The 17,786-nt window shown below is 37.7% G+C and carries 16 protein-coding genes; 1 reads left to right on the top strand and 15 read right to left on the bottom strand.

Going from position 1 to position 17,786, the window contains the following annotated elements; all coding sequences use genetic code 11:
* Positions 1–40: 40 nt before the first annotated feature.
* The 15 genes from DWZ67_RS03875 to DWZ67_RS03805 form a co-directional block, all read right to left on the bottom strand.
* A complete protein-coding gene (locus DWZ67_RS03875) occupies positions 41–1,228 on the bottom strand; it encodes an acyltransferase family protein (protein WP_227239037.1) in 1,188 nt (395 codons plus the stop codon).
* Positions 1,225–2,433, bottom strand: coding sequence for a hypothetical protein (locus tag DWZ67_RS03870; RefSeq protein WP_117951787.1), 1,209 nt, complete (start codon positions 2,431–2,433; stop codon positions 1,225–1,227). The genes DWZ67_RS03875 and DWZ67_RS03870 overlap by 4 nt, the downstream gene beginning before the upstream one ends.
* On the bottom strand, positions 2,430–3,332 hold the full coding sequence (locus DWZ67_RS03865) for a glycosyltransferase family 2 protein (RefSeq protein WP_057255938.1): 903 nt from the start codon (positions 3,330–3,332) through the stop codon (positions 2,430–2,432). The genes DWZ67_RS03870 and DWZ67_RS03865 overlap by 4 nt, the downstream gene beginning before the upstream one ends.
* Positions 3,313–4,254, bottom strand: coding sequence for an NAD-dependent epimerase/dehydratase family protein (locus tag DWZ67_RS03860; protein ID WP_117713480.1), 942 nt, complete (start codon positions 4,252–4,254; stop codon positions 3,313–3,315). The genes DWZ67_RS03865 and DWZ67_RS03860 overlap by 20 nt, the downstream gene beginning before the upstream one ends.
* Positions 4,255–4,261: 7 nt before the next feature.
* Positions 4,262–5,488, bottom strand: coding sequence for a glycosyltransferase (locus tag DWZ67_RS03855; protein WP_057255941.1), 1,227 nt, complete (start codon positions 5,486–5,488; stop codon positions 4,262–4,264).
* 21 nt (positions 5,489–5,509) lie between these two features.
* Complete coding sequence (locus DWZ67_RS03850; protein ID WP_117922762.1) at positions 5,510–7,054, bottom strand: hypothetical protein; 1,545 nt, start codon at positions 7,052–7,054, stop codon at positions 5,510–5,512.
* Positions 7,047–8,291 (bottom strand): hypothetical protein, encoded by a 1,245-nt coding sequence (locus tag DWZ67_RS03845; RefSeq protein ID WP_057255945.1) that lies wholly within the window; start codon positions 8,289–8,291, stop codon positions 7,047–7,049. The genes DWZ67_RS03850 and DWZ67_RS03845 overlap by 8 nt, the downstream gene beginning before the upstream one ends.
* Position 8,292: 1 nt before the next feature.
* Positions 8,293–9,201, bottom strand: a complete 909-nt coding sequence (locus DWZ67_RS03840) for an NAD-dependent epimerase/dehydratase family protein (protein ID WP_057255947.1) — start codon at positions 9,199–9,201, stop codon at positions 8,293–8,295.
* 15 nt (positions 9,202–9,216) lie between these two features.
* Positions 9,217–9,645 carry a hypothetical protein gene (locus DWZ67_RS03835; protein WP_057255949.1) on the bottom strand — a complete coding sequence of 143 codons (429 nt, stop codon included), beginning with the start codon at positions 9,643–9,645 and terminating at the stop codon, positions 9,217–9,219.
* A gap of 1 nt (position 9,646) precedes the next feature.
* Positions 9,647–10,747 carry a CDP-glucose 4,6-dehydratase gene (rfbG, locus tag DWZ67_RS03830; RefSeq protein ID WP_057255951.1) on the bottom strand — a complete coding sequence of 367 codons (1,101 nt, stop codon included), beginning with the start codon at positions 10,745–10,747 and terminating at the stop codon, positions 9,647–9,649.
* Positions 10,748–10,765: 18 nt separating this feature from the next.
* Entirely contained in the window at positions 10,766–11,539 is a 774-nt protein-coding gene (rfbF, locus tag DWZ67_RS03825) for a glucose-1-phosphate cytidylyltransferase (protein WP_057256105.1), read from the bottom strand.
* Positions 11,540–11,797: 258 nt separating this feature from the next.
* The gene (locus DWZ67_RS03820) at positions 11,798–12,919 is read right to left on the bottom strand and encodes a hypothetical protein (protein ID WP_057255957.1); all 1,122 of its coding nucleotides are present in this window, start codon (positions 12,917–12,919) and stop codon (positions 11,798–11,800) included.
* A gap of 12 nt (positions 12,920–12,931) precedes the next feature.
* A complete protein-coding gene (locus DWZ67_RS03815; RefSeq protein WP_057255958.1) occupies positions 12,932–14,410 on the bottom strand; it encodes an MBOAT family O-acyltransferase in 1,479 nt (492 codons plus the stop codon).
* A gap of 24 nt (positions 14,411–14,434) precedes the next feature.
* On the bottom strand, positions 14,435–14,671 hold the full coding sequence (locus tag DWZ67_RS03810) for an acyl carrier protein (RefSeq protein ID WP_057255960.1): 237 nt from the start codon (positions 14,669–14,671) through the stop codon (positions 14,435–14,437).
* Between the two features lie 69 nt (positions 14,672–14,740).
* Entirely contained in the window at positions 14,741–16,444 is a 1,704-nt protein-coding gene (locus DWZ67_RS03805) for an HAD-IIIC family phosphatase (RefSeq protein ID WP_229077902.1), read from the bottom strand.
* A gap of 515 nt (positions 16,445–16,959) precedes the next feature.
* On the opposite strand from DWZ67_RS03805, the gene DWZ67_RS03800 reads away from it, so the two are divergent.
* Positions 16,960–17,580 carry a BT4734/BF3469 family protein gene (locus tag DWZ67_RS03800; protein ID WP_172679966.1) on the top strand — a complete coding sequence of 207 codons (621 nt, stop codon included), beginning with the start codon at positions 16,960–16,962 and terminating at the stop codon, positions 17,578–17,580.
* Positions 17,581–17,786 lie beyond the last annotated feature (206 nt).

Here is a 17,786-nt window from a genome sequence, read left to right as displayed (position 1 = left end):
TTACCAGAAAACGATTAATGTTTGTTGACCTTGAATTTGATTATTTTCTTCCACCAGTAATGATTGCGGTAAATTTTGGAAAAAGAATTACTAATGATTTATATAAGCCAAGACCTATCACAATTGTAATTGCTGGACATAAAAAATAGAGCATGCAGATTGTAAAATCCGACTGAGGCTGAATAGCCTTGAATAACAACTTAATAATTAACACCAATGGCATTGAATGAAAAGCATAGATAAAGAAACTGCTATTAGTCAGGAAATGATGACTTTTTATCTTTCCCATACAAAGCAAGTATGACGTAATAGCAATCATACATAACATACCCAGTATAATGCTCAAATGATGTACGTATTCAATGTACCATGAATTCATACAACCAGGTATAAATCGAACACTAACCAATAAAAGATATGCTAATAATGATAAAGGCAATAATGGTCGCATTGTTGCAACAAAATCTTTTTTATGAATACTAAAATAAGCACCAAATGAAAAATAAAACATAGCAGCTGAACTAAAACCAGGAATAGCAGGCAAAAAATTAATAAGCCATAAAATGCCCAAGCATAGTATAAATAATACTTTCAAATACCTAACTCCAAGATAAACGATAGGAGAGAAAACCATAGTAACCATTAAGTCACGCAAGAACCAAAACTGATAACATATGGGAAAAGCACCTTCTACAGTTGGATTAATATGCGAAGTATCATAGAAAGACCATAGCCAATCTGTAAATGTATAATCTACCACAAGCTTATTCTTTCCTGATAATAGCCCCGGGAAAACACTTTCTGCAGCCAGCAACAGCAGAATAACAAATAAATTCCAACATAAATAAGGAATAAGTATAGTTTTTGCTCTTTTTTTGATTTTGCTACAATATACATCAAAACTAAAAAATGCAGTTTTGAAAAAAAACAAGAATCCAGAAATGAAATAAAACAAAGGAACTGCTATACTCGCAATAATGTTTGAAACGAGGGTAGATATTGTAGAATAGCAAGGAAAACCACCATCGTGCATCAAACCAACTCCATTAACTACAACCCCGTCAAATTTAGAATGAATCATTACTACCAACACAATAAGAGGGAATCTCAAGTATGATATAGTTTCAGACTCACCTCCAAATTTAGACGTATCAACATTTGATGAGTTTGAAGTGAAGTTATTAAGAAAATTGAAATGCATACCTACAATCTTAGGATTTAAAATCACAATGCCACAACCCTATTGCCTATTATTCTATATGTGCGAGATTCTTCCATATGCTGACTCCCATAGAAATTATATAAAGCGATAAAATAGAAAAATGTCATAGGACTGAAGTGGCAGATAGTAGAATTAAAAGCAATAAGAACAAAAGCCAAGGCAAAAACAGATTTCCTTAGAAAGAATTTAATATAAATCAGAAACAATACAAGCGGTACAGTTCCTTGCTCAATAAATATTTTATAATAAGTATTCGACTCACCTCTACCGTTAAGAAGAGCAACATAATCACTTCCTTTGCCCCAAAGATATTCCCATGCTGACATATCTTGATAGATTTCAGCCGATGAAATCATTCTTGATTGTCGATCACCCAATGAAGAAAGAAGATTGTAAGATGTGTAAATCTCCATTAAGTCCAGTTCTAATACAACTATTAGAACTACAATCATAAGAGCCACTAACAGCCAATACAGAGTAGTAGTTGACTTAAATGCCAACTTATAGAAAATTGAAATTAAGAAAGAGAATGCAAGACTAACTACTATCGTACCTGATTGAACGGTGAAACAACTCAATAGATAAATCATCATAAATAGTTTAAATGCACTCTTGGGTAATCTTGTTTTATAATAACGGTAAACAAACAGTAAATTGGCGCCTAAATAAAATCCTAAATAACTTGGTTCTGCAAAGAACCAACTTGGCCGAAATCCACCTGTTTCTAAATGAATGAATCCCAAAGGGTTAATTACCGTTGCATATCCATCATATCCAGCAGGAAAAAAAGTCGAAGGTAAAAAAGCATATAAGACACACGAAAGCACTGATGATATAGAGGCTAATGAAACGATACCAACCCACACCTTTATAACTTTAACTTTCAAATTTTGCATATCTTTTTGTATAATATAAAAAGAGAAGCAAAACATAAAAAATATCAAATCGTTTATGAAATTTTTATTATACGCCGGATTATATAGCCATTCAGCGGTGCAATAAGCTACAGATAATAACAAGAATGCAAATTCAGACTTCGTAACTAAAATTTTACGAGAAAATAAAACAAAAACCAGCACTAATGTTAATATTAACCTTACTGACACTAATGGCAAAGCATTAAACATCCATGATGAAAAATTTAAAGGAATATAAAATAGGCAAAATAGACATAGCCACCCTACTAAGAATGAAGATTTCGTTATGTTCATTTCAAAATGTTATATATTCTCAAAAAATTGCTTTTAACAATAGCTTGTATAGATATGCAGCGAATTTTTTTCGACTTAGATGTTGCAGAGATAAGAAAGAATTTAATGGCTTCGGGAAATTTGAAGTTCACATAATGATACACTGCCTTTTGGAAATACCATGATTTAATTATTTCTCTACGGATAGCCTTATCAAAACATCCTATATATTGAGCAATCAAGAAGCGAAGCTTTGTCAGCTGTTTGGCAGATGCAGAAAACGTATTACCTACATAATAGAATCCTAACGCTTGGTCTATAAAGAATGTCTTAACAGTATCATTATTTAAAATACGAATCCATAAATCAAAGTCTTCCACTCCAGCAAGCAAAGGGCTTTCGTTAAATTGATACCGCGTAAGAATAGAGCGAGATAAACAAACGCTTGAAGTTCCTATCGTATTTCCATTACAAAGTAGGTTACGTACTCTGTTGCTGTTTGGCAATTCTCTATATTGAGATTTATTAGAGTGAAGCCCCCTCTGCTCCTCTCTATATAATTCAAACTGGTGATAAATAAAAACTTCTTCATTAAGATTGCAATAAAGAAGACACGTATTGAGTTTATTTTCTTTCCACCAATCATCCGAATCCAAAAAGCAAACATAATCTCCCTTTGCAAAAGTGATTCCATAGTTTCGAGACTTAGCAATTACACCTTCGTTATGTATTAAATAGCATTGAATACGACTATCTCCATAACTTTTGACAATAGAAACAGTGTCATCAGTAGAATGATTATCAATCACTATGGCCTCCCAGTTTGAATAAGTCTGTTTAAGAAGTGAGTCCAAACAGCGACGTATAAATAATGCGCTATTGTAAGACGGTATGATGATGCTAAATAGAATCTTTCCCATGAAGAAGCCAATTTAAAGTTTTATTGATTCCCTTATTTATATCAGTAAACCGAATGTCCGGAATGAATGTTTTCAATCGATTAATATTCAAAGAGAAATTAGCAATATCATTGGGGTATGAAGAAGTATTTATCCATTCAAAATTCGGATAATACGATTTAATTATACGAAGGATTGTATTCAGCGAGACGGTTTCACCCGATCCTACATTCAGCACTTTATTATAAACTTTACTATCAAGCAGTTCAAACAAGATATTACAAAAATCTTCTATATAAATATAATCTTTGGTGCCTTCACCATTACCCCAAACAGAGAACGAATCATTCTTCATAGCTCTTTCAAGTGCAATATTAATTACACCTTGTTTTTGCGAATAGTGATAGGGACCATATGGATTAGAAAGTCTCAAAATCAGATAATTGAATCCATATTGCATGTGATAAAGATAAAGATACTTCTCTATAGCAAGTTTAGTAATTCCGTATGAACTGATTGGATTGGAAAAATGGTCTTCGGAAAATGCGCACAAGCTATCGTTTCCATATATGGCCCCACCCGATGATAAATAAATAATCGACGGTACTTTGTATTTCCCTTGCAATTCTAAAAATTGTATCGTTGGCAGAAGATTGGACTCTATATCAAATTTAGGGTCAAGTGATGTGGAAGGAACTGTAGATGATAATGAATGTATGACGATATCAATCTGATTTTCAGAAAATATTTTTTCCATATCCGCTCTTGAAGAAAAATCTCCAGTATAAGTCTTCTCGATCGATTCGAATGATATGCCGTACATATGAGTAGGCAGCCGGTCAAAAACAATAAAACGGTATTTATCTTTTAGATGGTTATCTACATATTTAATAATATTAGTCCCTATAAAACCATAACCGCCTAATAAAAGTATATGTTTCATTTTAATTTTAGCTTTTTGAATATATTTCCAAGAGCTTCCGTTCGTAAATTTTCGGAGAAAAAAGCTCTTCGTATCTTACTTGTGCATTTTTGCCCCAGATGTTGTTGCAATGGCTCATCTCTATCAAAGCATGGACGAGATTGTCAACAATAGTCTGCTCGTTAGGTTCAATAAGGATGCCTGAAACTCCCGACTCAATTTCCTCTTGAATGCCAGCAAAGTTGGTAGCAACAATGGGCTTACCCAGTTTCATCGCAGACAATATTACCAATGGCATATCTTCATTGGCAACTGATGGCAATGCAAATATGTCAGCAGCATTGATGAAATCTATCGGGTTGTTACAATAACCCGTAAAGGTTATCATATCCCCCATATTCTTAACCTTTACCATCTCCTTCAGAACCTGTTCATCCTCGCCAGAGCCAGATAAAATCAAATGAAGTTTTGAGCCCAATAAAGGAGTCTCTTCTTTAATTTTTTCAATCGACTCAATAAGAAAACGCTGTCCTTTTCTATACTGCAAGAAGGCAAGTTCGAGAACTACTATTTTGTCATTAGATATTCCATAGATCGACAATAATTCCTCCCTACTAATCTTTATGGACTCTTCTTTCACAGCATTAGGCACAATAGATATTTTATTGACATCAAAGTGTCTGTTTACAAGCAAATTATGTTTGGCCAGCTTTGAGGCAACAATAAAGTAAGATACCTTTCGATTGATGAATCGATCCATGTAGGGTTCAAGGAAGCGCTGTTTTACAGCCTGATTATTCACATGCATCACGCATTTCCTATGTAGAAGTGAAGCTATAAATACCATGATACGGCAATTGACACTTGCAGGATAACCTCCATTATTGATATGAATTAAATCAGGCTTCATTCTGATTACATAGAACAAAAGAACTATAAAGTTGTAGATAATCTTTAATCCAGTCTTCTTAAATAGCCAAAATGGAAATTTAAATGTCATCTTTAATAGCTTGGGAAGCTGTGACATGTGTATTCGAATGTATAGCTCATTACAATATATAGGCGCCGAAGTAAATATGGAATCATATCGGTCACCATAATCTCTGACTAAACCGTCATGCATCGGTTTATTATATCCATAAAGAGCATTCACTATATAGTTTTCTCTAATAAGTTTACTCGTGAGTACAGTATACATCAGCCTCTCACTGCCACCATAAATCTCGTTATCCAGAAATACTACTAACCTTTCCATGACACTGCGAAATCAAAAAAACTATTTATTACGCTTCATAACAGAAGCACTGACTGCAAAAACACGTTCTCTAAACAATCTATTTATCAATATATTCAGTCCCCACACAGCAGCAGAGATACCCATTACGCATACCATTACGAACAACAAATCAATTCTGGCAGTTCCAAATGGAATACAATGATAAGCGATTAATGAGAGTATTAGAGCCGGAATAGCACTATATATGACAGGTCGAAGAAAAAGTATATTCATATACTTCCAAAAGCCAATCTGAATATTTGACAGTGAAAACAATATACATACAAAAGCTGAAATAGCAAATGCCAGCAATTTACTGAATGCAAATGAATAGAGCCCATAAGTATCTATCAATAAACAAATAACACTCCAGTACACCACTGGTACAATCATACTTACAATTGATATTGCTTTTACTTGTTTCAATGCCGTTTGCAAGAATGATAATGGATAAGTAATATAAGCAAGTAAAAAACATCCAACCAATAGCTGAAACACTAAAACAGAAGAAGCGTAATCATCCCCCACCCATGCAAACACAAAAGGCTTAGCTAAGCACATAAGTGCTATTAAAGGAGGAATAACCAAAACTGAAGAAAACGAAATCAAAGTTCTGCAAAATGAAGCCAAACCCTGAAAGTCAGATTCGCCAACGAAATAATTGAATCTCACATTATAAGGAGAAAAGAAGATTGCAAAAGCAGATCGAATGAATGAGGCTATTGAGAAAGCAATTGCATAATATGCCACAGCCTGAACTCCTAAGAATTTACCGATAGCCAAAGAGTCTAACTCATAATATAAAATCCATGACACACAAGCTAAAATTCCACTGAAGGCCAAACTCTTCATCTTGCTGAAAACAACTTTATTATATCTGCAAACACGAAAAATAGATATGAATCCGTAAGAAAATTCTTTAGATTTCCAAAGCATATACACAGCCGCGCAACACAAGACGATTTGTGAAAATCCATAGTATCCTACTATATCATATCTACCATTGAAGAAGACAAGAGGAACAGACGCTATTCTTACCAATGCCCCCAATATTTGTACCTTTTGAACTTTATAGTCCAATAGTCTGACATTATATATTAGAAATACATATTTCTGGACAACATAAACCGGGATACTCAGTGATAAAATTAAAAGCAGCTTTTGGGCAATATAAAATTCCTCAGAACCAGGATTTATGCCTGACAGAATGATGCATGGATTATAAGAAAAGCAAAGAAAGAGCAAAAGCATTACAGATGCTATAACAGAATAAACAAAAGTAGCCTGGCCTACATACGACTTTTCTTCTTCGATTTTTCCACTTACAAAACACTCCGACGCAAATTTAGTACCAGCATTTATAAAGCCCAAATCAGCATATGACAAAAATATAGTCATACCTACACATAAACTATAAACGCCATAAACGCCCGGCATGGAGCTTAACGATGGAACAACTATAAAAAGAGAAACAAAACTAAGCACAAAAGAAATCGCCTGCCATATATATATCTTCAGATATTTCAGGGAATAGCTATTATCCATTGGGCAGTAGTTCTTTTATTTTAGACATATCAACAACCGGATTAATATATTTATCAATCAGTGCATGTGATGCCACAATGTTATGCTGCAAATGATCAACCAATTCACTTATTGATTTCGCAATAGGCATTTCTTCTTCACTACCATCAAAAGGGGGGACAACTTCATAACCTATAATTGTGTGTGGTTCAAAAGCAAAAAAGGGAATACCGCATAGGAAGGCGTCGAACATGACCGTAGAAGCAGGAGATACAATAGCAGTTTTATCTGACAGGCAATCCATCAAAGACTTGTCATCTAATGTATAAAAGTCAGAATCAATAAACTTTTTATACCACTCTCCGTTTTCCGACGGATGAAGTCTCAGCGTAGCTTTATTAACGCCTACTCGCTTGAGCGCTTCTTCTACCATATAAATATAATCAATCGAAAGACCTCTATTCTCAATCGGACGTTTTACGCTGTCACTTGGCGCACCGGAAATTGCGCGACTCAGAACCAACACATTATCAAAAGAAGCAGGATGAGTGTCTGGGAATTTTTGACCAGAATATTTTGCATTGCCCATTACAATCACTTTATTTGCATTAACTCCGGCATTAACACACAATTCTTTCATCCTATCACCCCATACGCATAAATAGTCTGCTCTATTATTATCTATAGCATTGTAAGAACCGGCAGGCAGTCCATGCAGATATATCATTGATTTAACACCCACATTTTTGCAAGCAGATATCGCAATTCTATTTATTGCAGTCATATCATTTGCAAAAATCACAAGTTTTATATGATTGCATTGAAGAAAATTCTCAAAAAATGAACGGAAATTGTAAACTCTATCTATGAAATATTCGCTTAATAAAAAATTAAAGTCACCATAATCCAACCCATTTGCCACCGCAGCATATTCAGTGCTTAGTCTGAAACCCGGATCAGCATGCCAAGGAAGCATACACACCTTATAACCTTCTTCCTTTAGTTTGTCATTGATTCCCCAGTTTGCGTAAGCTTCTGATAAGATAGCTCCATCAAAATCAATATTGCTAACTTTCCGCTTGAATGAAGCCAAATAATTACGGATGCGATATTTCAACTGTCGTTTGTGTCCAAATGGCGTTTTAAAGTGATTACCAAAGTAATAAACACGTGTATCCAACTCGTATTGTATCCAATCGAGATATTCGGTTCGATTTGGATACACCTCGAATAATGTATCTATATATGTATGTGCCATATTATTGTTTGTTTAAATAACGTTCTATTCCTACTTTCAGCTCAATCTGCGCTTTCCATTGGATTAATTCTATATTCTTGGCTATAGGAGCTACTGCATACATTGTGTCTCTATCTCGATAGGCTCTAGCTCCCCAATTGATATTACAACGGCGTTTGGACACCGATTCAATAATCTTCGCAACCTCCCTGACAGTTGTACCCCGACCTGTGCCAAGATGAAAGTCTTCTCCGTTTTTCTCTAACATACAAAAAGAACAATGATTCTGAATCACATAGATGAGAAATCGGGAAATATCATCCACATGAATAAAATCAAGGATTTGTTCTCCTCCCGTCATCTCTATTGCCGCGGGTGCATCCAGCGATTCAATGATGTAATCCATCAAACGCTTCACTGTAGGATTGCCTCCATACACAGTATAGGGTACTGCTGTAATATATTTGAATGCATATAATCCGGCATAATAATTCAAGAAAGTTCGGAATGCAGTCTTTGTGGCCGAATAAAGGTATGCGCTATCAAACTGCTGCACCCCTAATCTATATTCAGCAAAAGAACCGGTGTTTACGAACAATTTTAGCGAAGGACAATTAGACAGTACAGACAGCAACTGAACTCCATAAGTAATATTTGAAGCAATTAAGGAATCTATTATCCGGATGTCATTGTCGGCAGTGCTCAATGCTGCCAAATGAATCACTATATTGGGATTAAAAGCCCTTACCATGTCCCAATTGTCCGCAGATGTATGCACAAAGTTAGTAAACCTATCCTGAGGAAACAATAACTCAGCCTTTTCTACAGAACGATTCAGTGTCAGAACTTCAACATCCGGACAAACAGAACAAAGCTGCGGTAATAGGTTCTGACCGATAAAGCCCGTAGCACCGGTGATAAGAATCTTCATAATAATTGAGAGGGATTAGAAATTATAAGGGATATCGCTGAGAGCTACGCGACTGGCTTCCTCAGGGTCGTGAGGTTCGGGAATAATATCCATAAGCATGGAAACGCCTTCGCCTACTCCATAGAATGCCATCCAAAGACCCGGAGCCACTGTCAAGCGTTGGTAGTTGAATTCTGGAGATAGAATGATTTCTTCAAAACTACCTTTCGTTGCACTACTTTCACGATCGTCATAAACAACGAACTTAACCGCACCTACAGGAACAATAAGATTCAGTGTCATACGATTGTGGCGCTTCCAGCCTTTAGCCTGCCCTTGCTCGATTTGAGAAAAGTATGCTTCACCAAAGCCACAATATCCTTCGTCAGTAGACTTCATGGCATGGTAAATATCGCCTTTGGGCACCGTGATATGCTTTAAGGGGTGCAATGTTACGCCTTCCATACTATTCCGCCCAATTAAGTCCCTGCTTTTTTGCAGAATCTACGTATGCCTCAATCTGCTTTACAGTAAGAGCATACATATCTTCGTAACGGTCAATATAGAAAGCCTTGTACCAATCAGCAATAAACTTTACACACTCTTCATAATGGAGGGTAGAATGCCAATTGAGATAAACAAGAGCTTTATCACAGTTAAGTTTAAGTAGGGTTGCTTCTTTAAAAGGAACATTGCCTGTCAGCTTAGCAGCTTGATCTTTATCCAACCCCCACAATGTAGCCAAATCTTGTACCAATTCAAATACAGTCTTGGTTTGCTCTGCACGAGGACCAAAGTTAAAAGGCTCGCCGTTCTCTACCTTACCTTCATAAAGATACTGCCCCAGATTTAAATAGCCACTCAAGGGTTCCAATACATGCTGCCAAGGGCGGGTTGCCTTCGGACTCCGGATTTCCACAGTTTCTTGATTCGAGAAAGCTTTTACACAATCTACAATAATGCGGTCTTTGGCCCAATCGCCACCACCTATCACGTTGCCTGCACGGGCAACGCCCAATTTAATGTTAGGCATAGACTGAATAAATGAATTCCAATAGCATTTGATGGTGAGTTCGGCTGCTCCTTTAGAACCTGAATATACATCCTTACCACCTACTGCATCGGTCTCACGATAACCCCAAATCCATTCTACATTTTCGTAAACCTTGTCGCTGGTAAGAAGTACACAAGTACATTCCCAAGTAATATTGCGGATAGCTTCAAGCACGGAAGCAGTACCTACTACATTGGTTGTAATGGTATCGAAAGGCTCTTTATAAGAAGTAGAGACTATAGCTTGTGCGGCCAAATGGAAAAGAAAGTCTGGTTTTACCCGCTGCACATAATCGTTCATCTCCTCACGATTGCGAATATCACCAAAATGGTGATGAATTTTTTTGTCCAATCCCAGTGTTTCAAACATTGAGGGATTGGTAGGAACGTCGTTAGAGTAGCCATAAACCTCAGCACCCACCATGAGCAACCATGCAGAGAGCCAACTACCTTTGAAACCAGTATTGCCGGTCACAAGGACTTTCTTACCTTTATATACGTTGTTAAATGCCATATTATTAATCGTTACTAATTATTTCCAGATTTTCCAAGGCGCATTTCCCGTGGACCAAAGTTTCTCTAAATGTTGTTTCTCGCGCAGAGTGTCCATACATTGCCAAAAGCCATGATGAACAAAAGCCTTTAATTCCGATTCGGCGGCTAATTGCTTCAGAGGTTCTTGCTCAAACACCGTGTTATCTCCCTCAATATATTCAAGCACTGAAGGTTCTAATACGAAAAAACCAATATTAATCAGATTGCCATCTAAATCAGACTTTTCTCTGAAAGCTCTGACTGTTCCGTCTTTTATATCTAATACACCTTTATTTTGACCGAAATTATATACCGAAACAGTGGCTAATTTACCATGACTCTTATGGAAATCCAGCAACTCCTTAAGGTTTACATCGCCCACTGCATCTCCGTAATTAAGCATGAAGGGCTCATTTCCCACATAGTCTTTTATCCTCTTGATTCTTCCACCGGTCATTGTGCCAAGCCCCGTATCAATAACCGTTACCTTCCATGGCTCAATATGCTTTTGATGCACAATCACTTCATTGCCATTGGTAAAATCAAAAGTAATATCCGATGTATGAAGGAAGTAGTCCGAAAACCATTCTTTAATTTTATGCTGCTTATATCCGGCACAGATTATAAACTCATTAACTCCATAGTATGAATATACTTTCATCAAATGCCACAAAATAGGCATCCCACCTATTTCTATCATAGGCTTAGGCTTGTAAGCAGATTCTTCAGATATTCGAGTACCGAATCCGCCAGCAAGAATAACGACTTTCATATTGATTTTATTATTTGTTTTATATCTAAGAAGACTTCTTTTAGTTAAAGCATTGATTACCTTATTTTCAAACCTACTTCTTCCTGATAACATTTAGGCTTTTACATATAAATACACCAATCCTTGCATTGATGGGTATAATCGTAAAGTAGATAAACCTATATTAAAGGGATAAATTCTTCAATAAATAAGGATTTTTGGTTATGTAGGTCCGAACAAAGGGATATCTAATCAACTACACGATAAGAGCCTAATAATTTATTCCCTTGCTACCCCTACAACCGGATAGTTTTGTAGTATATCACTCAGACATTTACCATCTTTAAAGTAGCAAGATAAAACAGGATACTTTTCAACAATCTGTATCACCATTTTCAAGTAAGTACGATCGGAACCATGAAAGCCGTCAATATACTCAGGATTGGGGCTATTCAGAATTCCACCATCACTATAATCGAAAAAAAAGGCTTGGGGATATGAAGCAAATATAGGAGAGATTTCATCATATAGTTTCTGCATATAGATATACTTATCTCCCATTCCCTCCATATGGTTCCATACTTTAGGCGAAAAGGGCGGTAAATAAGATAACACAAGAATACTGTTTTGTTGACAATAAGTAATCAGATTCGCAAGTGTCTTCAAAGATTGATTATTCACCACTTGACAATAATCCCAACGAGAGTCTGTCCCACTATCAATAATAGACAACAACTGATTAAAATCGGTATCGGAATTTTTGCATGGTTCCGCATAGATTGCACCATAATAGTAAGAGCCGTCAGGACGGTAACCATTCTGATTCATCTTAGCATTCATGCCTATACATAATGTATCCTTTATCAAGGTTTCAAAGCCAATTTTGCACGTAACAAAATCACTTACTACTTTAGATAAATTAGACAATATAATATTATTGAAATCATAGTTATATTCATAATTAGCAGTTCTTCCATCGCCCCAAACCTCCTTAAAAAAGAATTGATCCAAACAAAGTATAACTACCTTAGGTGTAAAAGTAAGACGTTCCAGAAAGGGTCGCACCTCATCTAATCGAAACACACAACCTCCTGCATTATAGAAAGAATATTCATCAGCAAACCACTCTTCCCGAAATTGCATTACACGCGAAGTACCCACTGCAAGGATATCGGGATGCAACTTATTAGACATCCTCAACTTAAAAGCTTTATCATTGTCTTGATACCCCCAACCTACAAGTTTTTCAATACCTTGTTTACGAGCTTCCGCCATCTCTTCTACTACTCTATCAAGTGTTTTGAGTTCACCACCCTTATACAGCACCCACGATGAAAAGACACAAAATATCAACGCCGGAACAGCGACCCATAGCAACTTAAATATATATTGTTTCATCATTCTTTGTATAGTTTAAAATTGGAAATACATGAAGGTGGCTGTTACACCTTGGAAGAAAAGGATGGCAAGAATGATTGCTTGATAAATCAGGTAACGTACATATTTATTGCTTACATCCGTTACCAGGCAAAGCCCATACTCCCTCTTTCGATTCTTCCATTCAATAACTATCAGAGCCAATGAAGTAAGTACAGGAACAAGCAATGTCTTTTCCGAAATAATAAATTGACCAATTATTCCGTGATTAGGTACTGTAGCCATCTCTGTTATCATCCGCCACACATAATCACCCGCCACGGTTACACTGGGTGCTGCAAAGATTATCAAACCCAGAGTAACGAGCAGATAGGTGCCTAACATCTTTCCGAGATCTTGTAATCGGGGCAAGCCATATTTACCCACTATTTCCTTGCGTTTTTTCATAAAGGAACCATTCATTACCAAAGGAATGAAAAGCAAACCGTGATAGAGACCGAAAAGTGCAAAGGTATAGTTTGCACCATGCCACATTCCTACTGCCATTAAGTTTATGATAACCGCCAACAATATGCCTTTGAGCCCCCAATCTCGAAAACGTATATTTAAAGGCATAAAGACATAGTCAGTAAGCCATGAAGTGAGCGACATATGCCAACGACGCCAATATTCTGCAACATTGTGGGCGAAAAAGGGGTAATTAAAGTTCTTCGCAACTTTGATACCCAAAAGTTTACCTACACCAATAGCCATATCAGAATAGCCTGAAAAATCTGTATACATTTGAAAGGTGTAGAGTAAAGCATTCGCAAACAACAAGTTTCCTGGTAAACTCTCATAATTACCCCATGCACCGGAAGTAATCATGGCCAAATTATCGGCTATCACCATCTTCTTAAACATCCCCCACAGAATTTGGCGGCTTCCATCTACAACCATAGCATAGTCGAACGTACGACTATGAGAGAGTTGTCCTAAGAACTGTTTGGGACGGTCAATCGGACCGGACAAGATAGTAGGGAAAAAACCAATGTAAGTAGCAAAAGCTACAAGATTACGACAAGGCTCTATGTGTCGGCGATGAACTTCTATCACATAGCTGATAAGCTTAAAGGTAAAAAAGCTTATACCAAGCGGCATTATAATAGAAAAAGCATACCCATTGGTATGAAGGCCGACTGCATTAAAAAAGTTGCTAAATGATTCAACAAAGAAGTTGAGGTACTTAAAGTAAAGAAGAATGCTTATCCCTCCCAATACACTAAAAGTAGTCAAAAAAGAAGCTTTCTTTTCATCTTTTTCATTATAATATCCTATCGCAATACCCAGACCATAGAAGAATAAGGTAGTAAAAATGAGCAGTGGAAGCATGCGCCACTCAGTATACCCGTAAAAAAAGTAACTGGCAACAAGCAGCCATAGATTTTGTCTTTTTCCATCCTTTCCCTTCAGCAGGTAATATACAATGAAAACTACTGCAAAAAAGAGAAGGAAGCTGATTGAATTAACGACCATTATTGTCCCTTGTTTTTGCTATGATTATTTAGTGGCAATACAAGCAATCATCTCTCCCAAATTGTTCCAAGAGAGTATTTCCTTTGAGGTGAATTTAATTTTAAAATGCTTCTCAATGGCTACAATAAGCTGGATATGGCTCAATGAGTCCCATTCCTCAATGTCATCGGCAGAAGTATCATTATTTAATACAATCTCTTCGTTATCCAAGACATCGCGGAAGATGTCCTGCACCTTCACTAAAATTTCAGTTTTCTCCATTGTTCTTTGTTTTTTAGATGATTTTTTAATATGGAAAGTAGAGGAGCTATTTCGCTCCAATTTGTTAATCTATTTCGAATTATTTGATTTTATATAGCACTCTCTTACTTGATAACTTTCTACCAACAGTTCGTACTGTGCAGTTTCGACACCCTCTATCTTGCAGAATCCCAAACGTGGATAATGCTCCTCTACCATCTGATTTTTAGCAGTAGGCAGATATTCACCCACAATACGGAAGATACCATGAGTACGAGCGTAATCCACAATCGTATTAAGTGTAAAGTTCTCCATGCCACGCTTCAGTACACGGCAACTCATAAACCAGGTGTTGATAAAGAGTGTTCCCATGTCCTGCTTCTCACCGATGACAACACAAATCAACCCATTATCGCCAAACTTGTCGGACAAGGTAAATGAGAAAGTAACATAGCGTTCATCCGCTTCAATGGCAGAAATTTCGGTATCTGTGTAGCGTACCGTACGAAGGTTGAACTGATTGCTGCGTTGCGACAGCTGCGCCACACGAGGAGTGTTGAATTTATTGAAACCACCTACCTCACTCACCATATTGAGTGACTTCAAAAAATCGGCCTCATTGGTAAAGCTCCTCTGTAGCGATACACGCTTGGCTTCTACCTGATATTGTCTAGTACGATCTTTGTCACCTTCATTATAGCTGGCTGTCTCAAATAAATTCTGTGTATAAAGAAATTCCAAATACTCACCCGGATCTTCGGGCAACTCGGGTACGGTGACATCTGGAACATGTTCGCGCACCATATTGCGCTCGAAGGGATTGTCATCAAGGAACACCATCGAGTCAAATCCTATGTTAAGAATATCCCGAATGGTGCGAATGTTATCTGCCTTGTTCTCCCAGTTAGCAACAAAAACTGCAATGTCATCAAGTTTGAGGACCATCTCAGGGTTTTTCTCGAACGGTTCTTTGGCTTTACTCTCATCATTCTTGCTACATACTGCAATGATAATACCCCTGTTCTTAAGCTTCTTTACCCATTCTTGAAATTCAGTGAAGGCTTTGCCGATACCCAGTCCGTGCCCTACCTGAATATTCTCCCATCCGTCATCACCGACTACGCCACCCCATATCGTATTATCGAGATCAAGAACAAGGCATTTCTTAAATCTCCCTTCGACAGCACATATAATATCGAAAGTACGTGCAGCCACATAAGGCAAAGCATCAATACTCAGAACCATTTCGGTACTCACATATACCATGCTGTCGAACATAAAATTACGGCCAAATTTATTCTGCAAACCTGCAATATCACAAATGAAAAGATTGGGATATTCTTGGGCCAGATTCATCAGTTCAAAGTTGAGCTTACGCACTTGGTAAGTAAATGATGAACAAACTTTATTGGCATAGCTACCGAACACAGTATCCTCTATTTCAGGATAGTTATAGACAATGATACGGCCTTGCACAATGTCAGCTAAGGAACGCAGAAAGTCAATACGCCCGTCAGCCAGACCGGATTGCTGTCCAGTGGGCATCAAGCTATATTTTTCAAGGAGTTTGTGGGTAGACTGAAACACCACAATGTAGTCAGCATTAAAGGTATGGAAATCCGACGAGAGATCCAACACTTGTCTTTCTACTTGATTATATTCCGCCTCGAAAAGGTTTATATGATAGCCATGCTCTACACCCATACCACGCAAGGCAATGGCAAGAAATTGGGTGGCAGTATCGCCCAAAAGCGCAAGTTTCTTCACTGAGAGCGAGGCAGCATCCCGCTTCAAATTCCTTTTAAGTTGTTGAAAAGTAAACATTTTTAATCTTTATCTTTGAATGTTATTTTTGTATTTCCCTTTTTAGTACTCAAATTAGAGTACCTTCTCTTATTCCCTCTTTCTCACCTTAAACCATTCATCCAGCCACCCATTAATCACCCGCCTGATTTCCTCATCCTCCAAATCCCTGAAATAGTAGAAAATCAGCGACAAGTAGGCGCTTAGTCTTGCATCGAGCCCTTTTTTATATGGATATACGTTTTTGTACTGATATGAGCTTCCAAAGTAAGTTCCGCGATAGTAATCTTTCTCATTTTACGTAAAGTTTCGATAAAAGCACCCAATGAAGAGTGCATACAGTTTTCATTCATGTCAATTTTCGGTTATGTGAATTGTATAATAGTTTCTATAATGTTATAGATTGTTATTTATGCTTTAGCGTGCTTAAAATCTTTTCCGTATACGGAAAAGATTGGGTGAAATAAGTTACCTAACTTTGCACAATAATTTTAAAGAAAAATACGATGAAAAACACTCTTAAAATGTCGCTATTCATGCCGCCCATCTCACCGGTAAAGGATGCGGCGACCGGAAAAACCGTGAAAAGCGCCACGCTGACTCCGCTGCGGACTATGAGTCTCGAGGAAGTGTACAAACTAATCACCTCCAATGAACGCCTTGCCACGCTGACACTTGCTGTAAGAGACGCCGCACTGCGAGGCGACGAAAACGCCTGCCGACGCCTGAAGCAGCAAACACTGCCTTACGTCACTCCCTGCGGAGTATTCACCCGCCGCCGGAGCGACTGCCTGATGGAGCCGTCGGGACTGGTGGTGGTGGACATCGACCACCTCGAATCGGCCGAGGAAGCCGAAAATCTAAAACAACAGCTATTCGTAGACTCTTATCTTAGCCCCACACTGGTGTTCGTCAGTCCCACCGGACGGGGTGTGAAAGCCTTCGTGCCCTATGCCTCCGGGCAAACGGCCTCCGAAGGAATTGGCTGGGCCATGAGCTACGTGCACTGCATGTACGATGCTGATTACCGGCAACCCGGAAAGGGTGTGGATACATCGGGCAAAGACCCCGTGCGGGCTTGCTTCCTCTGTCACGACCCGGGGGCGCTGCTCAGAATCAATGAATAATCAAAGGATTTTCTTTCTCAACTACTACCCCGCCCTTCGGGCAGAGGCTGTGTCAAGACTCTTACAAGCATATCATTAGCTTCGCTCAAAACATCTTTCTATTTTTTACGCTAATGTATAGTCTGTCATGCAGAACGTAGTGAAGCATCTCTTCTCCTATTCACAAAGAGAGTAGATTCTTCGGGCTAAAGCCCTCTGAATGACTA

It is taken from the genome of Bacteroides sp. AF34-31BH, assembly GCF_003602795.1.
Lineage (GTDB): Bacteria > Bacteroidota > Bacteroidia > Bacteroidales > Bacteroidaceae > Bacteroides > Bacteroides uniformis.
The sequence above is the reverse complement of the archived record's forward strand: the minus strand, read 5'-3'. Positions and strand labels throughout refer to the sequence as shown.

Excerpts from the sequence above, each read along its gene's own strand:
- DWZ67_RS03870 (WP_117951787.1), bottom strand. The coding sequence starts at position 2,433 with ATGAACATAACGAAATCTTCATTCTTAGTAGGGTGGCTATGTCTATTT.
- DWZ67_RS03865 (WP_057255938.1), bottom strand. The coding sequence starts at position 3,332 with ATGGGAAAGATTCTATTTAGCATCATCATACCGTCTTACAATAGCGCA.
- DWZ67_RS03860 (WP_117713480.1), bottom strand. The coding sequence starts at position 4,254 with ATGAAACATATACTTTTATTAGGCGGTTATGGTTTTATAGGGACTAAT.
- DWZ67_RS03855 (WP_057255941.1), bottom strand. The coding sequence starts at position 5,488 with ATGGAAAGGTTAGTAGTATTTCTGGATAACGAGATTTATGGTGGCAGT.
- DWZ67_RS03850 (WP_117922762.1), bottom strand. The coding sequence starts at position 7,054 with ATGGATAATAGCTATTCCCTGAAATATCTGAAGATATATATATGGCAG.
- DWZ67_RS03845 (WP_057255945.1), bottom strand. The coding sequence starts at position 8,291 with ATGGCACATACATATATAGATACATTATTCGAGGTGTATCCAAATCGA.
- DWZ67_RS03840 (WP_057255947.1), bottom strand. The coding sequence starts at position 9,201 with ATGAAGATTCTTATCACCGGTGCTACGGGCTTTATCGGTCAGAACCTA.
- DWZ67_RS03835 (WP_057255949.1), bottom strand. The coding sequence starts at position 9,645 with ATGGAAGGCGTAACATTGCACCCCTTAAAGCATATCACGGTGCCCAAA.
- rfbG (WP_057255951.1), bottom strand. The coding sequence starts at position 10,747 with ATGGCATTTAACAACGTATATAAAGGTAAGAAAGTCCTTGTGACCGGC.
- rfbF (WP_057256105.1), bottom strand. The coding sequence starts at position 11,539 with ATGAAAGTCGTTATTCTTGCTGGCGGATTCGGTACTCGAATATCTGAA.
- DWZ67_RS03820 (WP_057255957.1), bottom strand. The coding sequence starts at position 12,919 with ATGATGAAACAATATATATTTAAGTTGCTATGGGTCGCTGTTCCGGCG.
- DWZ67_RS03815 (WP_057255958.1), bottom strand. The coding sequence starts at position 14,410 with ATGGTCGTTAATTCAATCAGCTTCCTTCTCTTTTTTGCAGTAGTTTTC.
- DWZ67_RS03810 (WP_057255960.1), bottom strand. The coding sequence starts at position 14,671 with ATGGAGAAAACTGAAATTTTAGTGAAGGTGCAGGACATCTTCCGCGAT.
- DWZ67_RS03800 (WP_172679966.1), top strand. The coding sequence starts at position 16,960 with ATGAAAAACACTCTTAAAATGTCGCTATTCATGCCGCCCATCTCACCG.